General features: G+C 62.8%; 18 protein-coding genes. 10 read left to right on the top strand and 8 right to left on the bottom strand.

What is annotated here, in order from left to right; translation table 11 throughout:
- Nucleotides 1-75: 75 nt before the first annotated feature.
- The 4 genes from AC5Y5C_RS09480 to AC5Y5C_RS09465 all read left to right on the top strand — a co-directional run bounded on the left by AC5Y5C_RS09480 (nucleotide 76) and on the right by AC5Y5C_RS09465 (nucleotide 5,532).
- A complete protein-coding gene (locus AC5Y5C_RS09480) occupies nucleotides 76-435 on the top strand; it encodes a DUF1844 domain-containing protein (RefSeq protein ID WP_499971228.1) in 360 nt (119 codons plus the stop codon).
- Between the two features lie 85 nt (nucleotides 436-520).
- Nucleotides 521-3,793: a bifunctional lysylphosphatidylglycerol synthetase/lysine--tRNA ligase LysX gene (lysX, locus tag AC5Y5C_RS09475; protein WP_499971840.1), complete on the top strand. Its 3,273-nt coding sequence runs from the start codon at nucleotides 521-523 to the stop codon at nucleotides 3,791-3,793.
- A gap of 77 nt (nucleotides 3,794-3,870) precedes the next feature.
- On the top strand, nucleotides 3,871-5,247 hold the full coding sequence (locus AC5Y5C_RS09470) for an alpha/beta hydrolase (RefSeq protein ID WP_499971838.1): 1,377 nt from the start codon (nucleotides 3,871-3,873) through the stop codon (nucleotides 5,245-5,247).
- 24 nt (nucleotides 5,248-5,271) lie between these two features.
- On the top strand, nucleotides 5,272-5,532 hold the full coding sequence (locus AC5Y5C_RS09465) for a hypothetical protein (protein ID WP_499971226.1): 261 nt from the start codon (nucleotides 5,272-5,274) through the stop codon (nucleotides 5,530-5,532).
- Here the strand turns inward: AC5Y5C_RS09465 and AC5Y5C_RS09460 are convergent.
- Both AC5Y5C_RS09460 and uvrA read right to left on the bottom strand, forming a co-directional pair.
- On the bottom strand, nucleotides 5,489-6,970 hold the full coding sequence (locus tag AC5Y5C_RS09460) for an AMP-binding protein (protein ID WP_499971224.1): 1,482 nt from the start codon (nucleotides 6,968-6,970) through the stop codon (nucleotides 5,489-5,491). The two genes, AC5Y5C_RS09465 and AC5Y5C_RS09460, sit on opposite strands and share 44 nt — an antisense overlap.
- Before the next feature lie 10 nt (nucleotides 6,971-6,980).
- Nucleotides 6,981-9,935, bottom strand: coding sequence for an excinuclease ABC subunit UvrA (gene uvrA / locus AC5Y5C_RS09455; protein ID WP_499971222.1), 2,955 nt, complete (start codon nucleotides 9,933-9,935; stop codon nucleotides 6,981-6,983).
- A gap of 153 nt (nucleotides 9,936-10,088) precedes the next feature.
- Here uvrA and AC5Y5C_RS09450 point away from each other — a divergent pair, with 153 nt between their 5' ends.
- A complete protein-coding gene (locus AC5Y5C_RS09450; RefSeq protein ID WP_499971220.1) occupies nucleotides 10,089-10,766 on the top strand; it encodes an MBL fold metallo-hydrolase in 678 nt (225 codons plus the stop codon).
- A gap of 27 nt (nucleotides 10,767-10,793) precedes the next feature.
- Here AC5Y5C_RS09450 and AC5Y5C_RS09445 read toward each other — a convergent pair whose 3' ends face one another.
- The 3 genes from AC5Y5C_RS09445 to AC5Y5C_RS09435 all read right to left on the bottom strand — a co-directional run bounded on the left by AC5Y5C_RS09445 (nucleotide 10,794) and on the right by AC5Y5C_RS09435 (nucleotide 14,338).
- Complete coding sequence (locus AC5Y5C_RS09445) at nucleotides 10,794-11,234, bottom strand: universal stress protein (RefSeq protein ID WP_499971218.1); 441 nt, start codon at nucleotides 11,232-11,234, stop codon at nucleotides 10,794-10,796.
- 184 nt (nucleotides 11,235-11,418) lie between these two features.
- Complete coding sequence (locus AC5Y5C_RS09440) at nucleotides 11,419-12,876, bottom strand: M20/M25/M40 family metallo-hydrolase (protein WP_499971216.1); 1,458 nt, start codon at nucleotides 12,874-12,876, stop codon at nucleotides 11,419-11,421.
- 13 nt (nucleotides 12,877-12,889) lie between these two features.
- Nucleotides 12,890-14,338 (bottom strand): MFS transporter, encoded by a 1,449-nt coding sequence (locus AC5Y5C_RS09435; protein ID WP_499971214.1) that lies wholly within the window; start codon nucleotides 14,336-14,338, stop codon nucleotides 12,890-12,892.
- Between the two features lie 46 nt (nucleotides 14,339-14,384).
- Between AC5Y5C_RS09435 and soxR the strand changes: the two genes are divergently transcribed.
- Nucleotides 14,385-14,837, top strand: coding sequence for a redox-sensitive transcriptional activator SoxR (gene soxR, locus AC5Y5C_RS09430; protein WP_499971212.1), 453 nt, complete (start codon nucleotides 14,385-14,387; stop codon nucleotides 14,835-14,837).
- Here the strand turns inward: soxR and uvrB are convergent, their stop codons facing one another.
- Complete coding sequence (gene uvrB / locus AC5Y5C_RS09425; protein ID WP_499971210.1) at nucleotides 14,838-16,997, bottom strand: excinuclease ABC subunit UvrB; 2,160 nt, start codon at nucleotides 16,995-16,997, stop codon at nucleotides 14,838-14,840.
- A gap of 69 nt (nucleotides 16,998-17,066) precedes the next feature.
- Between uvrB and AC5Y5C_RS09420 the strand changes: the two genes are divergently transcribed.
- The 4 genes from AC5Y5C_RS09420 to AC5Y5C_RS09405 all read left to right on the top strand — a co-directional run bounded on the left by AC5Y5C_RS09420 (nucleotide 17,067) and on the right by AC5Y5C_RS09405 (nucleotide 19,573).
- Entirely contained in the window at nucleotides 17,067-17,591 is a 525-nt protein-coding gene (locus tag AC5Y5C_RS09420; RefSeq protein WP_499971208.1) for a ribonuclease FAU-1 family protein, read from the top strand.
- The gene (locus AC5Y5C_RS09415; RefSeq protein ID WP_499971206.1) at nucleotides 17,584-18,582 is read left to right on the top strand and encodes a Gfo/Idh/MocA family protein; all 999 of its coding nucleotides are present in this window, start codon (nucleotides 17,584-17,586) and stop codon (nucleotides 18,580-18,582) included. Before AC5Y5C_RS09420 ends, AC5Y5C_RS09415 begins: the two co-directional genes overlap by 8 nt.
- 41 nt (nucleotides 18,583-18,623) lie before the next feature.
- Nucleotides 18,624-19,034, top strand: coding sequence for a hypothetical protein (locus tag AC5Y5C_RS09410; protein WP_499971205.1), 411 nt, complete (start codon nucleotides 18,624-18,626; stop codon nucleotides 19,032-19,034).
- A gap of 62 nt (nucleotides 19,035-19,096) precedes the next feature.
- Complete coding sequence (locus AC5Y5C_RS09405; RefSeq protein WP_078292696.1) at nucleotides 19,097-19,573, top strand: DUF5078 domain-containing protein; 477 nt, start codon at nucleotides 19,097-19,099, stop codon at nucleotides 19,571-19,573.
- A 139-nt stretch (nucleotides 19,574-19,712) separates the two neighbouring features.
- Here AC5Y5C_RS09405 and AC5Y5C_RS09400 read toward each other — a convergent pair whose 3' ends face one another.
- Together AC5Y5C_RS09400 and AC5Y5C_RS09395 are read right to left on the bottom strand one after the other, a co-directional pair.
- Nucleotides 19,713-22,700, bottom strand: a complete 2,988-nt coding sequence (locus tag AC5Y5C_RS09400; protein ID WP_499971203.1) for an MMPL/RND family transporter — start codon at nucleotides 22,698-22,700, stop codon at nucleotides 19,713-19,715.
- A complete protein-coding gene (locus tag AC5Y5C_RS09395; protein ID WP_499971202.1) occupies nucleotides 22,697-23,113 on the bottom strand; it encodes an MmpS family transport accessory protein in 417 nt (138 codons plus the stop codon). Before AC5Y5C_RS09395 ends, AC5Y5C_RS09400 begins: the two co-directional genes overlap by 4 nt.
- Nucleotides 23,114-23,429 lie beyond the last annotated feature (316 nt).

The following is a 23,429-nucleotide window of genomic DNA, read 5'->3' as shown; positions in this document are numbered from 1 at the left end:
CCAGCGGTGGGAGCGGGACTCCACTTGATGTCCCCGACGGAGCCGGGAACGGTCGCGCATGAAAGTCTAGCAGCCGTGACCGATGACCTTGACCATGATCATCACGACGAGCCCCTGACGGAGTCGATCCGCGAGCTCGCCGATATCCCGGCGATCGAGGTGATTACCAAGGCCATCGTGATGCTGATGAGTTCTAGCGCCGAAAAACTTGGCCTGTCCTCCCCCGATCCCGAGGAAAGCCCGCATCGCGACCTGGACGAGGCACGTCGGCTGATCACCGCACTGGCAGGTCTGGTGGCGGCCTCCGTGGAATACCTGGGGCCGCACGCCGCACCGATCCGTGACGGATTGCAGAGTCTGCAGAAGGCATTCCGCGAAGCCAGCGCGGTCCCGGATGAACCCGGCCAGGGGCCCGGCGAGAAGTACTTGCGCTGAGCGTCAGTGAACTCCCAGGTGCACGGCCTATCCTCGCTAGGTGACATCTGAGGTTTCTGTCTCACCGCCACTAGCCGGCCCGGGAATTGGCAAGACTCCCAAGCCAATTCCCTCGCCCACCTCGACACTGCACTGGGTGCCGACCTTCTTCGGGTGGCTTGTCGGGGTCTTCGCGGCGATGATCTTCCTGTCGAGCATCTCGCCGACCATCCGGCACCTGACGCAGGTTCCCCGAGCGTTTATCGATGAGTATCTGTTCGACTGGCCGGATACCAGCCTCGCCTGGGCCTTCGTACTGTCACTGCTGGCGGCGGCACTTGCGGTGCGCAAGAGCATCGCGTGGTGGATCCTACTGATCAACCTGACGGTGCTGTCGGCGCTCAACATCGGCGGCTTCATCCAGCACCGCGACGCCGTCGAGATCCTGGGGCTGGTGCTCCACGGCGGCACGATCATCCTGCTCATCCTCGCGCGTCGTGAGTTCTATGCCAAGGTGCGCCGCGGTGCGACGGTGAAGGCCGTTGCCGTGCTCATCGGCGGTTTAGCCTTCGGAACACTCATTGCCTGGAGCCTCACCGAGATGTTCCCGGGGACCTTGGCACGATCCGATCGTTTTTGGTGGGCGCTCAACCGTGTGGCCGGGTTCTCCCTTGCGGGCCATGAGTTCTTCGATGGGCACCCGCATCTGTTCCTCAACTGGCTCTTCGGTCTGTTTGGGGCGCTGGCACTGATGTCCGCCGCGGTGGTGCTGTTCCGCTCCCAGCGTGCGGTCAACGCGCTGACTGGCGATGACGAATCCCTGATTCGTGGGCTGCTGGATCGGTACGGGCAAGACGATTCCCTCGGATACTTCGCGACACGCCGCGACAAGGCGGTGATCTTCGCGCCCAATGGCCGTGCGGCCGTGACATATCGCGTGGAGGTCGGCGTCTGCCTGGTCAGCGCGGACCCGATCGGGGACAAAACGGCATGGGGTCAGGCCATTGCGGCGTGGCTGCAGGTATGCCAGGCATACGGCTGGGCACCTGCGGTGATGGGCGCGAGCGCCGAAGGAGCGCTCGCCTATCGCGAACACGGCTTGAATGCACTCGAGCTCGGCGACGAGGCCATCCTGTATCCCCGCTCGTTCTCCATATCGGGTCCGCACATGGCGGCGGTCCGCCAAGCGGTCAACCGTGCCCGGCGTTCTGGGCTGTCGGTGCGCATCCGCCGCCATCGCGAACTAACGCCCGAGGAGATGAAACAGATCATCGCCAACGCCGATATGTGGCGTGACGGCGACACCGAGCGTGGATTCTCCATGGCCCTCGGCCGGTTGGGGGATTCCACCGACGGCGATTGCCTGTTGGTGGAGGCGGTCGACTCCGACGGCAACGCCGTCGCCATGCTGTCGTTGGTGCCCTGGGGAACCAATGGCGTTTCCCTCGAACTCATGCGCCGTTCGCGCCAATCACCCAATGGCACCATCGAATTGATGGTCACCGAGCTCCTGTTGCGGGCCGAGGCCATGGGTATTGCCCGGGTTTCTCTCAATTTCGTGATGTTCCGCTCGGTGTACTCGGACGGCTCCCGTATCGGCGCGGGCCCGGTGCTGAGGCTGTGGCGCTCGGTGTTGGTGTTCTTCTCCCGGTGGTGGCAGCTGGAAACGCTGTACCGATCCAATGTGAAGTACCAGCCCGAATGGGTGCCCCGGTTCGCCTGCTACGAGGATGCCCGGCTCATCCCCCGGATCGGCATCGCCTCGGTGATCGCCGAGGGATTCCTGGTCTTGCCGTTCGGAAATCGCGACAAGCCAAGGCATACCGGCCAATACAGCGCCGTGCCGCAGGCCATCGTGGCTACTGGACTACTGCACCATGATGGCACTGCCCCAGACTCGCCACCACAGCCGACGGTGCAGCAGCGGGTGCCCGAGCAGGTCAAGGTGCGACTCGGCAAGCTTGCCGCCTTGCGGGAGCGGGGAATCGACGCATACCCGGTCGGCTCGCCGCCCACCCACACCGTGGCCGAGGCGCTGGCCGCCGTGGACGGTACCGAGGTGGTCGTCAGCGGTCGTCTGCTGCGGATCCGCGACTACGGCGGTGTGCTCTTCGCGCAACTGCGCGACTGGTCGGCAGGGGTGCAGCTGCTCATCGACGATCCGCTCCTGCATGAAGAGTTCACCGCCGCCCTCGACCTGGGCGACCTGGTGGAGGCCACCGGTGTCATGGGTAAGTCGCACAACGGCACTCGCTCTGTGCTGGTGCGGTCGTGGCGAATCATCGGCAAGTGCCTGCACCCCCTGCCCGATAAGCGCAAGGGCCTTACCGACCCCGAGGCAAGGGTGCGTGCGCGATACCTTGACCTAGCAGTCAACCCAGAGGCCCGAGACCAGATCGTGGCGCGGAGTGCGATCGTCACCTCGTTGCGCAACACCCTGCTGTCACAGGGGTTCCTGGAGGTCGAGACCCCCATCTTGCAGCAGGTGCACGGTGGAGCCAACGCTCGTCCGTTTCTGACGCATATCAACGCCTACAACTTGGACCTGTATCTGCGCATTGCGCCGGAGCTCTATCTCAAGCGACTCTGCGTGGGCGGCGTGGAAAGGGTCTTCGAGCTGGGCCGGGCCTTCCGCAATGAGGGTGTGGACTTCAGCCACAATCCCGAATTCACCCTGCTGGAGGCGTACCAGGCCCATGCCGATTATCTGACCTGGGCCGGCACCACCCAACAGCTGATCCAGAATGCCGCGAAGGCAGCGCACGGCAGCGAAGTGGTGATGCGGGCGGGTGGAGAAGGCGGGGAAGGGAAGCTGGCCCCCGTTGACATCAGCGGCGAGTGGCCGATCATTCCGGTGCACCAGGCAGTCTCGCAGGCTCTCGGCGAACAGATCGATGCGACAACGGAAGTGCCTACGCTGCAACGGTTCTGCCGATCGGCGGAGGTACAGTTCAATCCGAGGTGGGATTCCGGACACCTGGTGCTAGAGCTCTACGAACGGCTTGTCGAGAAGCGCACCACCACACCCACGTTCTACAGCGACTTCCCGGTCTCGGTGTCGCCGCTGACCCGCCCGCACCGAAGCACCGACGGGCTCGCCGAGCGGTGGGACCTGGTGGCCTGGGGTGTCGAGCTCGGCACCGCCTACACCGAGTTGACCGACCCGGTGGAGCAGCGTCGACGCCTGTACGAACAGTCGCTTCTCGCGGCGGGTGGTGACGCCGAGGCGATGGAACTCGACGAGGACTTCCTGCGTGCGATGGAGTACGCGATGGCGCCGACCGGAGGTATGGGTCTGGGAGTCGACCGCGTGGTCATGCTCATCACCGGGCGCAGCATTCGCGAGACGTTGCCGTTCCCGCTGGCCAAGCCCCGGTAACCACGGTGAAGCTGTTCGGATTCCGTGGCCGGACACGTCGGAAACCTGACAGACAATTCACAGGTAACTAGGCCATCATAGGTGCCGTGTCCGGTCATGACATCTCGTTGTTACATGGAAGCTTTCCTGTCTCCATGCAGGTCATTGCCGGTTTTGCACTAGTCATCGCGATAGGGATGCGCACGCGCCGGTGGTTTCAGCGCTGGTTACCCGTCGCGGTAGCCGTCGGTGCCACCCTCGCCACGTGGGCCTATTGGTACATCAGCTCCGAGGGCTGGGCCGACAGAGGAAACCCCGCACCGCTCATGCTGTGGGTGTGGATCGCGCTCATCGGTGTGGCCACCACGGTTCTGGTGGTGGGCTGGGGCACGGCGCAGTGGTGGCGTCGCGCGGTGGCGATCACCGCGGTGCCGCTCACCGTCCTTTCCGGATCACTGATGCTGAATCAGTGGACGGGATACGTGCGCAGCGTCCAGTCCGGGTGGGCACAACTGACCGCCGGCCCGCTGCCCAACCAGGCCGATATGGCCACGGTCACCGCCGCTCGTGAGGAGCGCCGCGGACCGACGATGACCAAGGGCAAGCTCGTACCGGTGGATGTCCCAGCCGATGCCAGCGGATTTCGCCACCGCCAGGAGATCGTCTACCTGCCGCCGGCCTGGTTCGACTCCACCCGCACCCAGCTACCGGCGATCATGATGATCGGCGGAGAGTTCAACACTCCGAGTGATTGGGTCCGCAGCGGGAACGCGGTCGAGGCGGCGGATGCCTTCGCCAGCCAGCACGGCGGGAACGCGCCGGTCATGGTGTTCGTCGACGCGGGCGGCTCGTTCAACAATGACACCGAATGTGTGAACGGTCCGCGCGGTAACTCCGCCGACCATCTCACGAAGGACGTCGTCCCGTTCATGGTGTCTCGCTTCGGCGTCAGCCCGCGGCCACAGAACTGGGGGGTGGTGGGCTGGTCTATGGGTGGTACGTGCGCGGTAACGCTTGCCGTCAAACACCCCGAATTGTTCAGCGCCTTCGAGGACATCGCCGGCGATATGTCGCCGAACACCGGGAACAAGACACAGACCATCGCTCGTCTTTTCGGGGGTGATACCTCGGCATGGGAGCAGTTCGATCCGGCAACCGTGATGTCCCGTCATGGACGGTATGTGAACACCGCCGGATGGTTCGACGTCAACGGATTACACCGAGCAGGATCCGGGGCGATCACCAGTGCCGGAGCGGTCCCGGGAGCCTCGGCATCCGTTCCGCTGAGCGATCAGGATCGCGCCGCCCACCGCCTGTGCGAGATCGGTGCGGCGCAAGGGATCTCATGCACTGTGCAGCACAAGCCCGGCGAACACAAGTGGCCCTTCGCACAGACTGCGTTCACATCGGCACTCCCCTGGATGGCGGGCCGGATCGGCACACCGACGGTGCCCGATGTGCCGTTGCCACGCTAGCCCCGCAGAGTAGCGTCGAGCGGTATGTCCGATACTCCTGATCCGGGATACACCGACAGCGGCGTGCCGACCTTTGAGTCGGTGCGCGAAAAGATCGAAACCCGATCCGGCACGGCTGCGGGGTCCGCAGAGTTGGACGCCGAAAGCGATGAGGGCCGTGCGGTGGAGCAGCAATTCGAGGCCCGGGCCCGGGCGGCCGCCGAGCGGCTCGAGGAAATCCGTAGGTCGATGCGTGAGGAAGCTAGCCCGTCGCGGCCCGACGGGCAATCGCCTGCTCACGAATGAGGCTGCGCCGGACCTTGCCTGAGTCCTCACGCAGCGGCTCCGCGACAAATTCAATGGTGCGTGGAACCTTGTACCGGACAATCTCGTCGAGCAGATAGTCGCGCAGCTGGTCTTCGGTCACACTGCCCTCGGCGTGTACCACCGCGTGCACGATCTGCCCGAGGTCGTCGTCGGGTAGGCCTACGACGACGCTGTCGACCACTCCGGGGTAGCCGTTCATGATGGATTCCACTTCCGCGGGAAACACATTCGCTCCGCCTGTCACGATCAGGTCGGTACGGCGATCACTCATATAGAGGTAGCCATCGTCATCAAGCCACCCGAGATCACCGATGGATTCCCAGGTCCCGACCCGCTTGATCTCAGCGCCAAGGTACTTATAGGGCGTGGGCGTGCCCTCCCACGGGCGCATGAAGATCTCCCCCACTTCCCCGGCCGGCAGCGGGTTCCCCTCCTCGTCCAGGATCGTCAGTTCGCCCAGTGCAGGCTTACCGACGGAGCCGCGATGGGCCAGCCATTCCTGTCCGGTGATGATGGTTCCGCCGATGGCCTCGGTGCCCGCATACAGCTCCCAAATCACCTCGGGGCCCAGCAGGTCGATCCATGCCTGTTTCAGCCATACCGGGCACGGAGCTGCCATGTGCCACAGCACCCGAATGGTGGACAAGTCGAATCGACCGGGGTGCTCACGTACCTCACGCAATATCCGCGACATCATCGTGGGCACCACCTGCAACCAGGTGACTTTGTGGGTGTCGATCAGTTCGAGCGCCCGCAGCGCGTCGAACTTCGGCTGCACGATCAGATGATGCCCCAGGAGCAGACCGTATGACGAAAACATCAGCGGCGCATTGTGATACAGCGGACCAGCGACGAGCTGGACATCTCCCGGCAGCATGCCCATGATCTCACCTGCGGCCGGGCCGGTGATGGCCGCGGGACTGGGAGCGAGGATGATCTTGGGTCGGCCGGTACTGCCTCCGGACGTGGGTGCCTTCCAGGCCGGCGATACCACCTCCGGCAATGGCCCACCGGTGCGGTCTTCGGCCAGGGGTTCGAATCCCGCTGGCACACAGACTCGATCGGGATGATCGGCCGGATCGACCCCCACCACCAGAGCGGAGTCGGCAAGCTCGACGATTGCCCGGCGTTCTGCGAGCGGCAACCGCCAAGACACCGGTTGTGGGGTGGCACCGAGCTTCCACACTGCGATTTGGGCCGCGAAGAACTCCACCGAGTTGGGCAACCCGATGGTGACGAGGTCGCCCTGCCGAACACCGAGACGTTGATACGCGTACGCCAACGCGGTGGCACGCCGCTCCAATTCCGCCCTGCTGACCGATTCGGTACCGCAGGTGATCGCCGGGGCATCGGGCGACGCTTCCGCAAGGTTGGTGAGGATGCGAACGAACGGTTCACCAACTGCCGCGTCAGTCATGAATGCCACCCTAGACCGGCGTGACAACCTTCCTGGTACGCGGTTTGGCAGGCGGCTTTCCGGCGGTCTTGGACGGGGCCTTCGCCGGAGTCCTACCGTTCCGGACGGGCTTGGGCAACAGGTCCGCCAAGAACTCGCCGGTATAGCTGCCCGCGGTCTGTGCCACCGACTCGGGTGCGCCCTGTGCCACCACAGTGCCGCCGCCGGACCCGCCCTCGGGACCCATGTCGATGACCCAGTCCGACGTCTTGACCACATCGAGGTTGTGCTCGATCACGATGACGGTGTTGCCCTTGTCCACCAAGCCGTTGATCACGGTGAGCAGCTTGCGGATGTCCTCGAAATGAAGGCCGGTGGTGGGCTCGTCGAGGATGTACACGGTCTTGCCCGTCGAGCGCTTCTGCAGCTCGGCGGCCAGCTTGACGCGCTGCGCCTCGCCGCCGGAGAGCGTCGGAGCCGGCTGCCCCAGCCGCACATAACCCAGGCCGACCTCCACCAGCGTGTTCAGATACCGGTGGATAGAGGTGATGGGCTCGAAGAATTCGGCGGCTTCCTCGATGGGCATGTCCAGCACCTGAGCGATGGTCTTGCCCTTGTAGTGGACCTCGAGCGTTTCCCGGTTGTAGCGCGCGCCGTGGCACACCTCGCACGGCACGTACACATCGGGCAGAAAGTTCATCTCGATCTTGATGGTGCCGTCGCCCGTGCAGGCCTCGCAGCGACCGCCCTTGACGTTGAAGGAGAACCGGCCTGGTTGATAACCACGCACCTTGGCCTCGGTGGTCGCCGCGAACAGCGTGCGAATCTTGTCGAAGACCCCGGTATAGGTCGCCGGATTGGAGCGGGGTGTACGCCCGATCGGCGATTGGTCGACTCGCACGAGCTTGTCGACTTGGTCCAAACCAGTCACTCGCGTGTGCCGCCCGGGCACCTGGCGTGCACCGTTGAGCTTATTGGCCAACACGGTGGCGAGGATGTCGTTGACCAGTGTCGACTTCCCCGAACCCGACACGCCGGTAACCGAGGTCAGCACCCCGAGTGGGAAGGAGACGTCTATGTCCTTGAGGTTGTGCTCGCGCGCGCCGACCACGGTGACCTGACGCTTGGAGTCGATGGCGCGGCGCATCAGCGGCAGCGGAATGCTTTCCGCACCAGAAAGATACGAGCCGGTGACGGAATTCTTGTTCTTCAGCAGCTCGGCATAGGTGCCGCTGTGGACTACCTGCCCCCCGTGCTCCCCTGCGGCCGGGCCGATGTCGACGATCCAGTCGGCATGTTTGATGGTGTCCTCGTCGTGCTCCACGACGATCAACGTGTTGCCGAGATCCCTGAGACGCGTGAGCGTTTCGATGAGTCGTCGGTTATCGCGCTGGTGCAGACCGATCGACGGCTCGTCGAGTACATAAAGCACACCCACCAGCCCGGAGCCGATCTGAGTAGCCAGACGGATGCGCTGTGCCTCGCCACCGGACAACGTGCCCGCAGCGCGTGACAACGACAAGTACTGAAGGCCCACGTCCAGCAGAAATCCCAACCGGAACTGTACTTCCTTGAGAACCTGCCCGGCGATGGCTTGTTCACGGTGCCCGAGTGTCAATGTGTTGAGGAACTGCGCGCATTCGGCGATGGACAGGTCACAGACCTGTGCGATCGATTTGGCCCCGTGCTCACCGGCGGTCAAGGTGACGGAGAGGATCTCCGGCTTCAGGCGGGTGCCGTTGCACTCGGGGCACGGAATGTCGCGCATGAAACCCTCATAGCGTTCCTTCGCCCATTCCGACTCGGTCTGCTCCATGCGCCGCTGAAGAAACGCCAGTACGCCTTCGAATTCCGCGTAGTAGGAACGCGTGCGGCCGTACCGGTTCTTGTATCTGACATGGACCTGCTCGGAAGAGCCATCCAGAAGCGCCTTCTTGGCCGCTGCCGGAAGTTTCTTCCAGGGGGTGTTCACGTCGAACCCGAGGGCGTCGCCGAGCCCCGCCATGAGCCGGACGAAGTAGTCGGCGTTCTGCCCCATCGACCAGGGTGCGATGGCACCCTCGGCGAGGGTCATGTCCGGGTCGGGCACCACCAGGTCGGGGTCGACTTCCTTCTTGATCCCCAGGCCCGTGCACTCGGGGCAGGCGCCGTAGGGCGAGTTAAAGGAAAACGATCGTGGCTCAAGATCGTCCACGGCGAGCGGGTGGCCATTGGGGCAGGCGAGTTTCTCGGAGAACCTGCGCTCGCGCTGCGGCGAGTCCTCGTCGGCATCGGGAAACTCAAGCACCACGATGCCATCGGCAAGGCGCAGGGCGGTCTCCACCGAGTCCGTCAGGCGCTGCTTGGCGCTGTTCTTGACGGCAAGACGGTCGATGACCACCTCGATGTCGTGCTTCTCCTGCTTCTTGAGCTTGGGCGGATCGGTCAGCGAATGCACCACGCCGTCAACCCGAATACGGCTGTATCCCTGGGAGTTCAGCTGCTCGAAAAGGTCGACGAACTCGCCTTTGCGCGTGCGCACCACGGGAGCGAGCACCTGGAACCGCAGGCCCTCCTCCATATCGAGCACCTGATCGACGATCTGCTGCGGGGTCTGCTTGGCAATCTTCTCCCCGCATACCGGGCAATGCGGTGTGCCGGCCCGCGCGTACAGCAGGCGTAGGTAGTCATAGACCTCGGTGATCGTGCCCACGGTGGATCGCGGGTTGCGGTTGGTGGACTTCTGGTCGATGGATACCGCGGGAGAGAGCCCCTCGATGAAATCGACATCGGGCTTGTCCATCTGTCCCAGGAACTGGCGGGCGTACGCGGACAGCGATTCGACGTACCTGCGTTGCCCCTCGGCGAAGATGGTGTCGAAGGCCAGGCTCGACTTCCCGGATCCGGAGAGACCCGTGAAGACGATGAGGCTGTCCCGGGGTAGGTCAAGGTCAATACCGCGCAGGTTGTGTTCACGCGCGCCCCGCACGATCAGACGGTCGGCCACCTGTCTCCTTTCACACTGCCCCATGTGCAGGTGTTTTCGCATAGCTCAGCGGCTGTCATCCCATGTGGAATCGGAGCCGGCTGAGTCGTCGACTCCATGCTAGGACGAGGCACCGACAACCCTCGCCCCGCTGGGGGCCACTACGGTAAAACCATGACCTCCATCACCATCGATGACGACTATTCCGGCCACATTGCGCCGGGCTCCGGCGTGGCTCGTCGCACCGTGGACGGCGCAACCATCATCAAGGCCTCGGTGGGGCCGATGGACAACAACGCATACATCGTCACATGCACAAACACCGGCAAGTCACTGCTGATCGACGCGGCCAATGATGCCGAACGGTTGGCCACCCTGCTGGACGAGAACGCCCCGAACATCGAGCTCATCGTCACCACGCATCAACACTTTGATCATTGGCAGGCCCTCGAGGCGATTGTCGACAAGACCCAATCCCCCAGCGCCGCGCATGATTTAGATGCTGGACCGCTTCCTGTGCCGCCGACGACGCTACTGGCGGGGGGCGATAGCTTCGACATCGGCGACCTGCACTTCGACGTGATTCACCTGCGCGGACACACGCCGGGCTCGGTGGCGCTGGCGTTCACCGCCGCCGGTGTGACCCACCTGTTCACCGGGGATTCGCTCTTCCCAGGGGGTGTCGGAAAGACCTTCAGTCCCGAAGACTTCAACCAGCTGCTCGACGATGTCGGTGAGCGTCTCTTCGGCGCGTACACCGATTCCACGGTCGTCTACCCCGGACATGGAGACGACACCACCTTGGGTGCGGAGCGTGGATCACTCGGCGAATGGCGCGAACGAGGCTGGTAGACCCGCCCCGTTCGCGCGCGCCGGATCTCAGGTGGTGTGAACGATCAGCACGTCGCACTTGGAGCGGCGCGCCACATCCGAGGGAACCGAACCCAGCAGGCGTCCGGCGATGGTGTTCAGACCGACATTGCCGACGACCAGCAGATCAGCCTTGGAATCCAGCACCAGGTCCAGCAGCGCATCCACCGGCGCTCCCTCGATCGAGCGCTCTTCCACGCTCGTCGCGCCCGCCGCTCCGGCACGCTCGCGGGCGGTGCGCAGGATGTCGTAGACGGGTGCCTTGCCGGTCACCTTGTACGCGTCATCCTTGAGTACGTCGGCCGAGTGGGGGTTGTTCTCCGGGAAGTACGCGGTCGCGACGATGAGCTTGGCACCGGCAGCGCCCGCGATGGCTCCAGCGCGGTCGACCGCCCGGTACGACGAATCCGATCCGTCGGTACCGACAACGACAGTGCTGTATGCACTCATGAAAGGTCCTCCAGTTCCATTTGACCAGGCCAGATGAGATTAGCCGGGAAGAGCCCCGGCCATGCGCCATTTGGCTGATTGTGTCGGGCTATGCGCGTGATTTTCCCTCGCCGGATGCGCGTGCAGGTATGGCCTGCGCCTCAATCCGGCTATGAGGACGATCACGCGTCATTACGTCACGCGGTCATGCGCCGTTGGAGTAGAGCCTGATGACTTGATAGAGAAATGCCCGCCCGTCGTACAGGGATTTCACCTGGATTCGTTCATCCAGGCCGTGCGCGTGGGTCTCCCCGGGCTGGGCGAATATGCCGCTGAGGCCGTATACCGGGGTTTCCCCGAAGTAGATGGCATCGGTTGCCCCGGTAGACATGGTCGGGACCAGCGGCACGCCTGGCCACATGGATCCGGCGACGGCTTTGATGGGATCGAGGATCTGCGGCGTCAGCGGCGGAACACTCGCGACATTGGTGCGGAACGCCTCGGTGGGCTTCACCGTGATCTTGGGGTCGTTGACGGCCTTCACGATGGCACCTTGAACGGCCTCTTGAACGGACCCGGTGCCGCTGCCGGGCAGTATCCGGCAGTTCACATTCGCGGTGGCGCGTTGCGGTAGCGCATTGTTGGCGTGTCCGCCTTCGATTTTCGTGGGGACGCAGGTGGTGCGCAGCATCGCGTTGTACAGCGGGTTTCTGGACAGCACCGATGCCGCCGCCGGATCGTGCGGATTGGCGACAATTGCCGACATCGCTCGACCGACCTCACCCGGTTGCAGCGCTGCCTGTGCCGTGAAATACGCCCGGGTCACGTCGTTGAGCTGGACCGGAAATGCCGCGGTGGCGAGCCGGCCCAGGCCGGCGCTGAGTGCCTGTATCGCGTTGAACGGTCGGGGCTGGCTACTGTGTCCCCCCTCGTCGGTGACCTCAAGGGTGAAGTCCTGGTAGATCTTCTGGCCCGCCTGGATTTCCAGCAGGATGGGCTGGTTGGCCTCGTCGAGGTCGCCGCCCGCGCCTTCGTTGACGACAAATTCGGCGTCAACGAGTTCGGGCCGATTTTGATGGAGCCATTCAGCACCGTTGACCTGCCCACCACCTTCTTCACCGCAGGTGAGTGCCACGCGAATCGGGCGTTTCGGCACGAAGTTCTCTGCGCGGTAACGCATGAGGCTGTCCACGAAGATCGCGGCCATGGCCTTGTCGTCCTCGGCGCCGCGCGCATAGAAGTATCCGTTCTCCTCCACGAGGGTGAACGGATCACGCTTCCAGTCCTCACGTTTGGCTTCGACGACATCGATATGCGCCAGCAACAGAATGGGTTTGGCGCCCGTATCGGACCCGGCGAGCGTGGCGACCAATCCGCCGTCCTTGGGGTGATCGGGCGGGCTGAAGAGCACCAGGTCCTTGTCGGCGTATCCAGCGGACTTGAGACGATCGGCCATCTTTTGTGCGGCCGCGGTGCAACTCCCCTGCGATGCGGTCGTATTGGTCTCGATCAACTCCCGGTACAGATTGCGAAACGCGCCGCGATCGTCCGTGGTGGATGGAGCGCTACTTGCCGGTGAGCTCTGATTCTGCGATGTACCGCAGGAGGCCAGGGTGAGCACGGCGGCCGTGAGGGCGAGAATCCGATGCATGGCTTCGTTCATACACCCGTGCCGCTTACCGAGGGGCGCGAACCGTCGCCTCTTCTCGTTTATCTGTCACATCGGCCGTCCCTGCGGGATCGGTGCGGGAGCCAAAAACCCTGGAGGACAACGCAAGACCCGAGATCGCGATTGCCGCGAACCCTAGGAATAGCAGGTGGGCACCGCGCGTGGCCGATCCACCCACATTGACGAGCACTCCGGCCAACCCGGCACCGAAGGCTCCGGCGATCAGCTGCACGGTGCTGATGGCGGCTGCGGCCGCCCCACTTTCGGCCGGATCGAATGACACCGCCATCGCAGCGGCCGCCAGGTGCGGCCAGGCCATGCCAATACCGGCACCGGTCATCGCGAAACCGAGTGCCCACAGCGCGATCTCCCGGGCGCCGGCACCGTCACGCTGAAGCGCACCGGCCAGCACCAGCCCCGCGGCAACCACGAAGGGAGCGAACGTCACCACGCGTGCGACGGTCCTTGCCGTGGCCGACGCGCTGATCATTTCGCCGACGGTCCACCCGAATGCCAAGGTGGCGCCGAGGAATCCGGCGGCGACCGGGAGCAGGTGGCCGATACGCTGGCCAAAGAACGGAATGTATGTCTCGACCATCGAGGCCACCGCCAGCACTGCAATCGTCAGGTAGATCCACTTAAGCGGGTTGCGTGCGAAGACCGCTTTGGGGAGTACCCATGCCGTGGAGCGGCGATCGAGTGTAACGAACAGGATCACCAGAGCGGCTGCGGCGGCGATCAACCCCACCATCGTCGGCGGCGACGATTGGAGCCCAGCCACGGCCACCAGGCTGGCCGCTGACGTGAGCACGACCAGGGACCGTACCGGAATGCCGTGCCGGATAGCCTCGGTGTTCGCGCACTCCGATCGGGGCAACACGTAGGGCACCAAGGCTGCGATGCTCAGCGTGATCACCGTCAACGATGCGAACGCCCACCGCCACAACCCGAATTGGGCGAACAGCCCGCCGGCCGCGGGCCCCACGAAGGTGCCAATGCCCCACATGGCCGAAGTGAGCGCCGAGGCGCGTGTCCATAACCGCTGTGGCAGTGAAAGATTGATGACAGCATAGGCAAGCCCGGCCAATAGTCCACCCGCTGCACCCTGGACCGCGCGCCCGCCAAGCATGACCGGCATTCCGGGTGCCACCGCACATATGACGGTGCCGAGGGCGAACGCACCGAACGCGAGGAGATATGCGCCGCGCGGACCGGCCCAGCCGAGAAGTGGGCTCACCACGGTGGCGGCACTTACCGAGGCGATCAGATACAGCGTTGTCACCCACGCGTAGAAACGTTCTCCGCCGATATCGGCGACGGCACTCGGTAGCAGGCTGGTGGTGAGGTAAACGTTGGTTGCGTATAGCGCCACTCCACCGGCGAGTACTGTCACGATGCCGAGTTGCCGCCCGCACAACAGATCCCGCCAGCTGCCGGTCGCCAGGTCGTGGGTCATGCCGACACGCTATGGGCTAAAGTGCACTTGAGATCAAGGAGGCCCGATGAAGGACAAGGCCGAGCTGTTGCCAATCGGAGAGGTGGCCAGGCGTTCCGGAATCGCGGTATCCGCGGTGCGGTACTACGCCGATATCGGCCTGATCCCGGCCGAGCGCACGTCCGGCAACGCACGGGTGTTCCGCCGCCACGCGTTGCGCCGTATCTCACTGATCCGGGTCGCGACCGGATTCGGGATCCCGTTGTCGGAGGTTGCCGATGTGCTGTCGAGCCTGCCGGATGACCGGGCACCGAGTACCCGTGACTGGCAACGAATCTCGCGCCAGTGGCACACACATCTGGAAGAGCGCAAGAACGCCATCGCGGATATGCAAGAGAAGCTCACCGGGTGTATCGGCTGTGGGTGTTTGTCCATGACGAAGTGCACACTGTTCAATCCCGCCGATGTCCTTGCCGAGGACGGGTCGACCGGCGCACTCCTGCTTGCCGATCCGGGCTGATTACTTCAGGCCCGCTGCGTCCATACCGCGTAATTCCTTCTTCAGATCGGCGATCTCGTCGCGGAATCGCGCCGCCAGCTCGAACTGCAGATCGCGTGCGGCCGTCATCATCTGCTCGGTCATGTCCTTGATCAGATCGGCCAACTCCGCGCGGGGCATACTCTTGGTATCGCGGCCTTCGAATACCCCGGCACTCACCGCGCGACCGGGCTCGCCCTGTGCCCGCCGGCCGCGGCTGGAGTTGCGACCTGATCCCCCCACCGCCACTTCCTCGGTGTCTTCGGCTTCGCGGTACACCTGGTCGAGAATGTCAGCGATCTTCTTGCGTAACGGCTGTGGGTCTATCCCGTTTGCCTCGTTGTAGGCGACTTGCTTGGCACGTCGCCGATCGGTCTCGTCGATGGCTTCCTTCATCGAGTCCGTCATGGTGTCGGCGTACATGTGCACCTCACCGGACACGTTGCGCGCGGCGCGCCCGATGGTCTGAATCAGACTCCTGCTGGACCGCAGGAATCCCTCCTTGTCGGCGTCGAGAATGGCGACCAGTGACACTTCGGGCAGGTCCAGACCTTCCCTCAGGAGGTTGATACCGACGAGGACGTCGTACTCGCCGAGCCGGAGTTGACGCAGCAATTCCACCCGTCGCAGGGTGTCGACCTCCGAATGCAGGTAACGCACCCGAATACCCATCTCCAGCAGATAGTCGGTGAGGTCCTCGGCCATCTTCTTCGTCAGCGTCGTCACCAGCACGCGCTCATCGGCCTCGGTGCGTTGACGGATCGAGGCGATGAGATCGTCTATCTGCCCCTTGGTCGGTTTAACGACCACCTTCGGATCTACCAGTCCGGTGGGCCGGATCACCTGCTCGACGAACTCGCCGCCCGCGGCGCTGCGCTCGTAGTTCCCGGGCGTCGCAGACAGATATACGGTCTGTCCGATTCGCTGGGCGAATTCCTCCCAGGTAAGAGGACGGTTGTCCACCGCCGACGGCAACCGGAAGCCGAAGTCGACCAGATTCCGTTTACGCGACATGTCGCCCTCGTACATGGCGCCGATCTGCGGAACCGTCACATGCGACTCGTCGATGACCAGCAGAAAGTCGTCCGGAAAGTAGTCCAGCAGCGTGGCGGGCGGCGTGCCGGCGCCGCGCCCGTCGATATGACGCGAGTAGTTTTCGATACCCGAGCAGAAGCCAACATTGCGCATCATCTCGATGTCGTAGTTGGTGCGCATCCTCAGTCGCTGGGCCTCCAGCAGCTTGCCCTGGCCCTCCAGCTCGGACAAGCGCTCCTCGAGCTCCCGCTCGACACTAACCAGCGCCTTCTCCATCCGGTCCGGACCCGCCACATAATGTGTGGCCGGAAAGATCCGTAACGAATTGGTTTGACGCACAACGTCTCCGGTCAGCGGATGCAGATAGTAGAGCGCCTCCACCTCGTCACCGAAAAACTCGATGCGCACCGCCAGCTCCTCATACGAGGGAATGATCTCGACGGTATCGCCGCGGACCCGGAAGGTGCCGCGAGTGAATGCCACGTCATTGCGGTTGTACTGCATGTCGACCAGTAACCGCAGCAGCGCGTCCCGGGGCACTTCGAGCCCGATATCCAATTGCACAGAGCGATCCAAATAGGACTGCGGGGTACCCAGACCATAGATGCACGACACCGAGGCCACCACCACGACATCTCGCCGGGACAGCAGATTGGACGTTGCGGAGTGCCGCAAGCGCTCCACATCGTCGTTGATGGAGCTGTCCTTCTCGATATAGGTGTCGGTCTGAGCGATATACGCTTCCGGCTGGTAGTAGTCGTAGTACGACACGAAGTACTCGACCGCGTTGTGCGGCAGCATCTCCCGGAGCTCATTGGCCAGCTGCGCGGCGAGCGTCTTGTTCGGCGCCATGACGAGCGTCGGCCGTTGCAACCGCTCGATGAGCCAGGCCGTCGTCGCCGACTTGCCGGTACCCGTGGCACCCAGCAGCACCACATCCTTCTCCCCCGCCCGAACTCTGCGTTCAAGCTCGGCGATGGCGCCCGGCTGGTCACCCGCAGGCTCATACTCACTGACGACCTCGAATCGCGCATCGGCACGCAGGACGTCCGTGACCGGGCGGTACTCGGAATGCGCAACGATGGGGTGTTCTGTTGCGAAAGCCATGAGCCCAGAGTAAGCCGAGGGTCCGACATCCCTTCGCATACCAGTAAGGAAGGCAGGGAGGAAACCAGCGTGCACCCACCGAAACACGAGGTCTTCGACCTCGATGCGATGACGAACACCGACCCCAAGGGCATCGTGCGGTCGGTGGACGAGTACCGGGTGGAGCCGTGGGGGCTCTTCATGGCCCGCCCAACGCCCGGTCGCGCGCAGTTTCATTATCTGGAATCTTGGCTGCTCCCGACGCTGGGACTACGTGCGAACATCTTCCACTTCAGCCCGGGCCACGAGCGCGATCAGGACTTCTACCTCGATATCGGCGACTTCACCCCGGGGCCGTCACAATGGGTGGCCGTCGACCACTATCTTGACCTCGTGGTGCGCTGCGGACGCGAAACAGAATTGACGGATGTGGACGAGCTGCTCGAGGCCCATAAGGCAGGATTGTTATCCACTGCCACAACAGAACTCGCCGTCCGCCGGGCGGCCGCGGCCATCAGCGACCTGGCCAGGCATGGGCATGATCTAAACACATGGCTCGCCGCGGCCGGAATGCCGTTGACCTGGCGCGACCCGAACGGAGACGTCCATGTCTGAGAACATCCGCTGGGGAATCATCGGACCGGGCCGTATCGCGGGAAATGTGGCACGAGACTTCCCGCTGACGCCGGGAGCAGAGCTGGTGGCCGTTGCCTCCCGGTCGGCCCAGCGTGCCCGGGTCTTCGCTGAAGCACACCGAATTCCGCGGGCCCTCGGCTCCTATCGCGAGCTGCTCGCCGACCCCGATGTGGACGCCGTGTATATCGCCACCCCACATCCCCAACATCGGCAGGTCGCCATCGCGGCGCTCACCGCAGGTAAAGCGATCCTGGTCGAGAAGACCTTCACCGCCACCGTCTCCGGAGCGCAAGAGATCATCGATATCGCAAGGGCTCGTGGCGTTTTTGCGATGGAGGCGATGTGGACACGATTTCAGCCGGCGATCGTGGCGGCCAAGAACCTCGTCGATGACGGGGCCATCGGTGAGGTTCGGCAGGTCCAGGCGGACCTCGGGGTCGATCGCCCGTTCGATCCAGACGACCGATTGTTCAATCCCGCTCTGGGCGGCGGAGCACTCTTGGATCTCGGCGTTTACGTGGTCTCGCTGGCCCAGTACTTCCTCGGCGACCCGGCGGCAGTCGTGGCACACGGTTCGTTGTTCCCCACCGGGGTGGACGCCGAGGCCGGTCTGTTGCTGCGCTATGACGACGGACGCACCGCGACATTGCTGTGCTCACTCCTGCATCCCACGCCCGGCCAAGCACGCATCTTCGGTACCGAGGGCTGGATAGATATCCTCCCCCGTTTTCATCATCCGCGTGAGATTGTGTTGCACCGCAAGGGATCTGGCCCTGAACCCATCGTGAAACCGCCGGTTGGCGGCGGTTACAGTCACGAGCTCGCCGAGGTTACCGGGTGCCTGCTCGACGGCAGAGCGCAGAGCACGGTGATGCCGCTGGCCGACACGTTGGCGGTGCAGCGGGTCCTGAACACGGCCTGCGAACAACTCGGAGTGCATCACACCGAAGACCCTGCTGACCTGGAGTGATCGCGTTGCCGCGGCGTCTTGAGCGCCGGTAGGATGCCGGTATGCGTCCCCTCCTCCGAGGGCTGGGCGCTGCCGGGGCAGCGGCGGTCACGCTCGCGCTCACGTCAGTACCAGCCTCCGCCGCCGAGCTGCACAACATCAGCTACATCGCCCGTGTCGACGGGCTCGGCCGCGGTATCTCCGTGACGTTCAAGACCGACCCGGTGGACCGGCGGACCGAGCAACCCCGGCTGGGGCCGGGCGAGACCTGGGAGGTGAACCTGGTGATGGATGACCCCGCGCAGGCCGGGATGACCGTTCGGGTGCTGCCTCCCTATGGCGTCGGGTTGCACTGTGAAGTGCAGGTCGACGATGTGGTAGTCGATTCCCAGGACCTGACGGTGCCCCCCGCGCTGGGGATTTTCAACGGGCCCGTCAACGACACCGTCACCTGCGGTCACTTCAACGCGTAACCCCGAGTCGAATGAGTCACTTTCGCACCCCGGACCTGCACAAAAACCGCTACAATGGCGCCATGCGCCTGAACTCCATTCGTAGCAATATTCGCGGTCCGTTCCGCGCTGCCGGAATTGCGATAGTCACCGCGGGAATCGCCGCGAGCACATTCCCCGCGATTGCGTCGGCAGACTCGACCGATGACTACCCAATTCCCCGCCGAATGCTGAAGACCACGTGTACAGCCGAACAGTATCTGGCCGCCGTCCGCGATTACGACCCGATCTACTACACGCGGTACATGATCGACAAGAACAACAAACCCGATTATGTGCAGCAGGCGACGATCGACCGGATTCATGAGTTCTTCGCGAAGGATTACACGGGCCGCCGTGCCGAGTCCGAAGTCTTCGCGGTGAACTACCCGCCCGAGGCTCTCACCTCTCAGTGGCCCAACTGGGGCAAGATCTTCTTCAACAACAAGGGTGTCGTTGCCAAGGGCACCGAGAATTGCAGCAAATACCCCTCCGACATGTCTGTGTGGGACGGACCCTAACCAGACGCGCAGAAGACAAAACGCCCCGCGGTGGTCACGCCGTCGGGGCGTTTTTCTGTCTGTGTGTCGATGCTGTATGGACACCCGCAAACAGTTCGGCCCCCATGCGCGGAGCATGGGGGCCGAACTGTACTAGCCGTTAGACCGGAGGTCTTGGGAACTCCGTGGTGACCGCATCGTCATGTGCGGAGCGCGGACCAACCGGAACCGGAGCCGGCGGTGGCGGAACCTGCTGTTCGACTGGCACCGGCGGCGGTGGCGGATCGGTTGCGTACTTGCTCACCTTCATGGGCCACCAGAACCACCGTCCCATCAGGGCGGCGATCGCGGGTGTCATGAATGCCCGGATGATGAAGGTGTCGAAGAGCAGCCCGAGACAGATTGCCGATCCCGCTTGGCCGATCGCAATCAGATCACTGGTGATCATCGAACCCATGGTGAACGCGAATACCAGACCGGCCTGGGTGGCCACACTTCCCGATCCACCGACACCTCGAAGGATCGCCGTGTTCAGCCCGCCATGCAGCTCTTCCTTGAATCTGGACACGAGTAGCAGGTTGTAGTCCGATCCGACCGCCAACAAGATGATGACGGTGAACGGCAGCACGAACCAGTGCAGTTGCAACCCAAGGATGTGCTGCCACAGCAACACCGACAAACCAAAGGATGCACCGAGCGATACCGCGATGGTCCCGACGATCGTGAACGCCGCCACCATGCTTCGCGTGATGACCAGCATGATGACGAAGATCAGGCACAGCGACGCGATGACCGCGATCATCAGGTCGTACTTCACCATCTCGCCGATGTCGTGATACGTCGGCGCCGTACCCCCCAGATAGAGCTTGGCCTCGTCCAGCGGGGTGCCCTTGATGGCGTTCTTGGCAGCCTTGAGTTCGACTTCCGTGTTGGCCAGCGACTCGTTGCTGGCGTAGTCGCCCTCGTGCGTGATGATGAACTGCGCAGCCTTACCGTCGGGTGACATCATCAGCTTGACGCCCTTCTTGAAGTCTTCGTTATCGAAGGCTTCCGGCGGCAAGTAGAAGAAGTCGTCATTCTTCGCCTCGTCGAACGCTTGACCCATCACCGTCGCGGTGTCGGTCATGCGATCCATTTGGGTGATCATGCCGTTCATCGTGCTGTACATGGTCAGCATGGTGTTTCGCATGTTCTTGGTGATGGCGATCATCGGCGGCAGCTGTTCCACCATCTGTGGCATCAGCCTGTCCATATTGGTTATGTCCTTGAGCAATCCCTGCATGCTCTCGGCGAGTTTATCGATGCCATCAATGGTGTCGAATAGCGAGCGCATGGACCAGCACATTGGGATGTCGAAGCAATGCTTATCCCAGTAGAAATAGTTGCGCAACGGACGGAATTGATCGTCGAAATTGGCAATGTTGTCCCGCATTTGATTGGTAACGCTGATCATGTCAGGAGTGGTCACGGTCGCCATATTGTGCGTGACACCGACCAGCTCTTTCATAATGCTGTACATGCGTTCCATGATGGCGATCATCGAACCCATATCGTCGGCCATCTTCAACATGTCCGACATGCTGTTCTTCAGGTAATTCATGTTCTCGGTCATCGATACCGATTGCATACTCACCTGGAACGGCACGGAACTGTGGTCGATGGGCGCACCCATCGGTCGCGTCATGCTCTGCACCTTGTTGATGCCCTCGGTGCGGAAGACGTTCTTGGCGATCCTGTCCAGCACCAACATATTGGCGGGGGTCCGAAGATCCTTGTCGGCCTCCACGATCAGGATGTCCGGGTTCATTCTCGCCTTCGAGAAGTGCCGGTCAGAAGCCTGGAACCCTTGAATCGACGGCAGGCCGGTCGGGATGTAATACCGGTCGTTGTAGTTCACCGAGTACGTCGGCAGGATGCCCAATCCGACGATCGCAATGATCATCGTGACCGCCAGGATGGGGCCGGGCCAGCGCACGATGGCGGTGCCGATCTTGCGCCATCCCCGGCTCTTGATGGTGCGCTTGGACTCGAGCAGTCCGAACTTTGTCGCTATCAGGATCACCGCGGGTCCGATGGTGAGCGACGCGGCCACTACCACCAGCATGCCGATCGCACACGGCACGCCCAGCGACTCAAAGTACGGAAGCCGGGTGAACTTCAGGCAGAACGTTGCGCCGGCGATGGTGAGACCGGAACCCAAGATCACATGCGAGACACTGTGATACATGATGTAGAAGGATTCGAGGCGATCCTTACCCTCGGCCCGCAGCTCGTGATAGCGCCCGATTTGGAAGATCGCATAGTCGGTCCCGGCCGCGATGGCCAACGAGGTCAGCAAGTTCACCGCGAACGTCGATAGGCCAATGATTTCGGCATTGCCGAGGATCGCGACCACGCCACGAGCAGCGCCCAGTTCGACGAACACCATGAACAAGATGAGCAGCACCGTCGTAATGGACCGGTAGATGAGCAGCAGCATTACCGCAATGACGATGAAGGTGATACCCGTCATCTTGAGCATGCTCTTGTCGCCGGCGTCGTTCATATCCATCGTCAGTGCGGCCTGACCGGTGACGAAGACCTTGAGCCCGTCGGGATACGTGCCGTTCTTCTTGCTCTCGTCGATGAGCTTGGCGACGATGTCCTGGACCGCCGTGACGGATTCCTTGCCGTCCGTCGTGCCTTGGTCCCCACGGAGATTCAGCTGAACGTAAGCGGATTTCTCATCGACGCTCTGCGCGCCACCTGCGGTGATGCGGTCACCCCAGAAGTCCTGGGCGTATTCCACATGCTTGGTATCGGCACGTAGCCGTTTGACCAACTCGCGGTAGAACGTGTGCGCCTTGTCGTTCATATCGGTAGAGAACTTGGTATCGCTCTCCAGCAGGACCATGACCATGCTGTCGTCCTTGAACTGCTGGAACAGCTCACCTTGGCGCTTGATGGCCTGATATGACGGTGCGTCCTTGGACGCCAACGACACCGAGTGCTCTTTGCCGACCTCTTCGAGCTGCGGCACGACCACGTTGACGATGACGGTCAATACCAGCCAGGCAAGAATGATCGGCACCGAGAAGGTGTGAATGAACCGCGCTATGCGCGAAGGCTTTTGGGTTGCGCCAGTCGTGGTAGCGCTATGTGTGCTCATGCGGATTTCACCATGCAGAAGACTTGGGCATTGCGGTTGGACACCGTCTGTTCGTCCTTAACCTCGCCGTTGGACAGGATGCGGCAGCCGATTTCATCGCTATCCCCCATCGCGACGACATTGGCGAAGACAGAAGTCATCGTCGTCGTGATGGTCAGCGTCCACGGCAGTGTGGTGAATTGGGCGCGCTGCGGCTGCGCCCGGTCATCGAGATAGTTGACCTCGCCCTTTGTTCCCGCGGGACCGAAGATTTCGTAGACGATGTCCTTCGGGATGATGTTCTTCGAATCATCCTTGATACCGATCGCCGAATTGATGTTGGTCGAGCCGAATATGCCGTGAAGCCGGTAGACGCCGAACGCGGCAGCCGAGATCACCACCAGAACGACGAGCGGGACCCATACCCGCGCCAATACCTTGAAAATGGTTCAATCCCCTTCACCCGTGTGGCCCGGGGGCCAACAACTCGACTTTGCCTATCGCGTCCGGCTGTGCAGTGTCCGCGATTCGCGCGCAAATAGTTACCAGCCAGTACGACACCGTGTTGTTTTTGCGGGGACAGCGAGCATCCGGGGTGCCCGGTCACAACATCCGTTCATCCCACTCGGCTCCGCTCATGCCCGTTTTCTCAGTAATTCGTAAGGGATACTACATACGTTTGTCAGGGAACTGTACATGTGTCATCAGTCACAACTTGCACATTTCCTCCCCTGAGCACCCGAAATAGCT

The organism is Mycobacterium sp. NGS15, assembly GCF_059813245.1.
The sequence above is the reverse complement of the archived record's forward strand: the minus strand, read 5'-3'. Positions and strand labels throughout refer to the sequence as shown.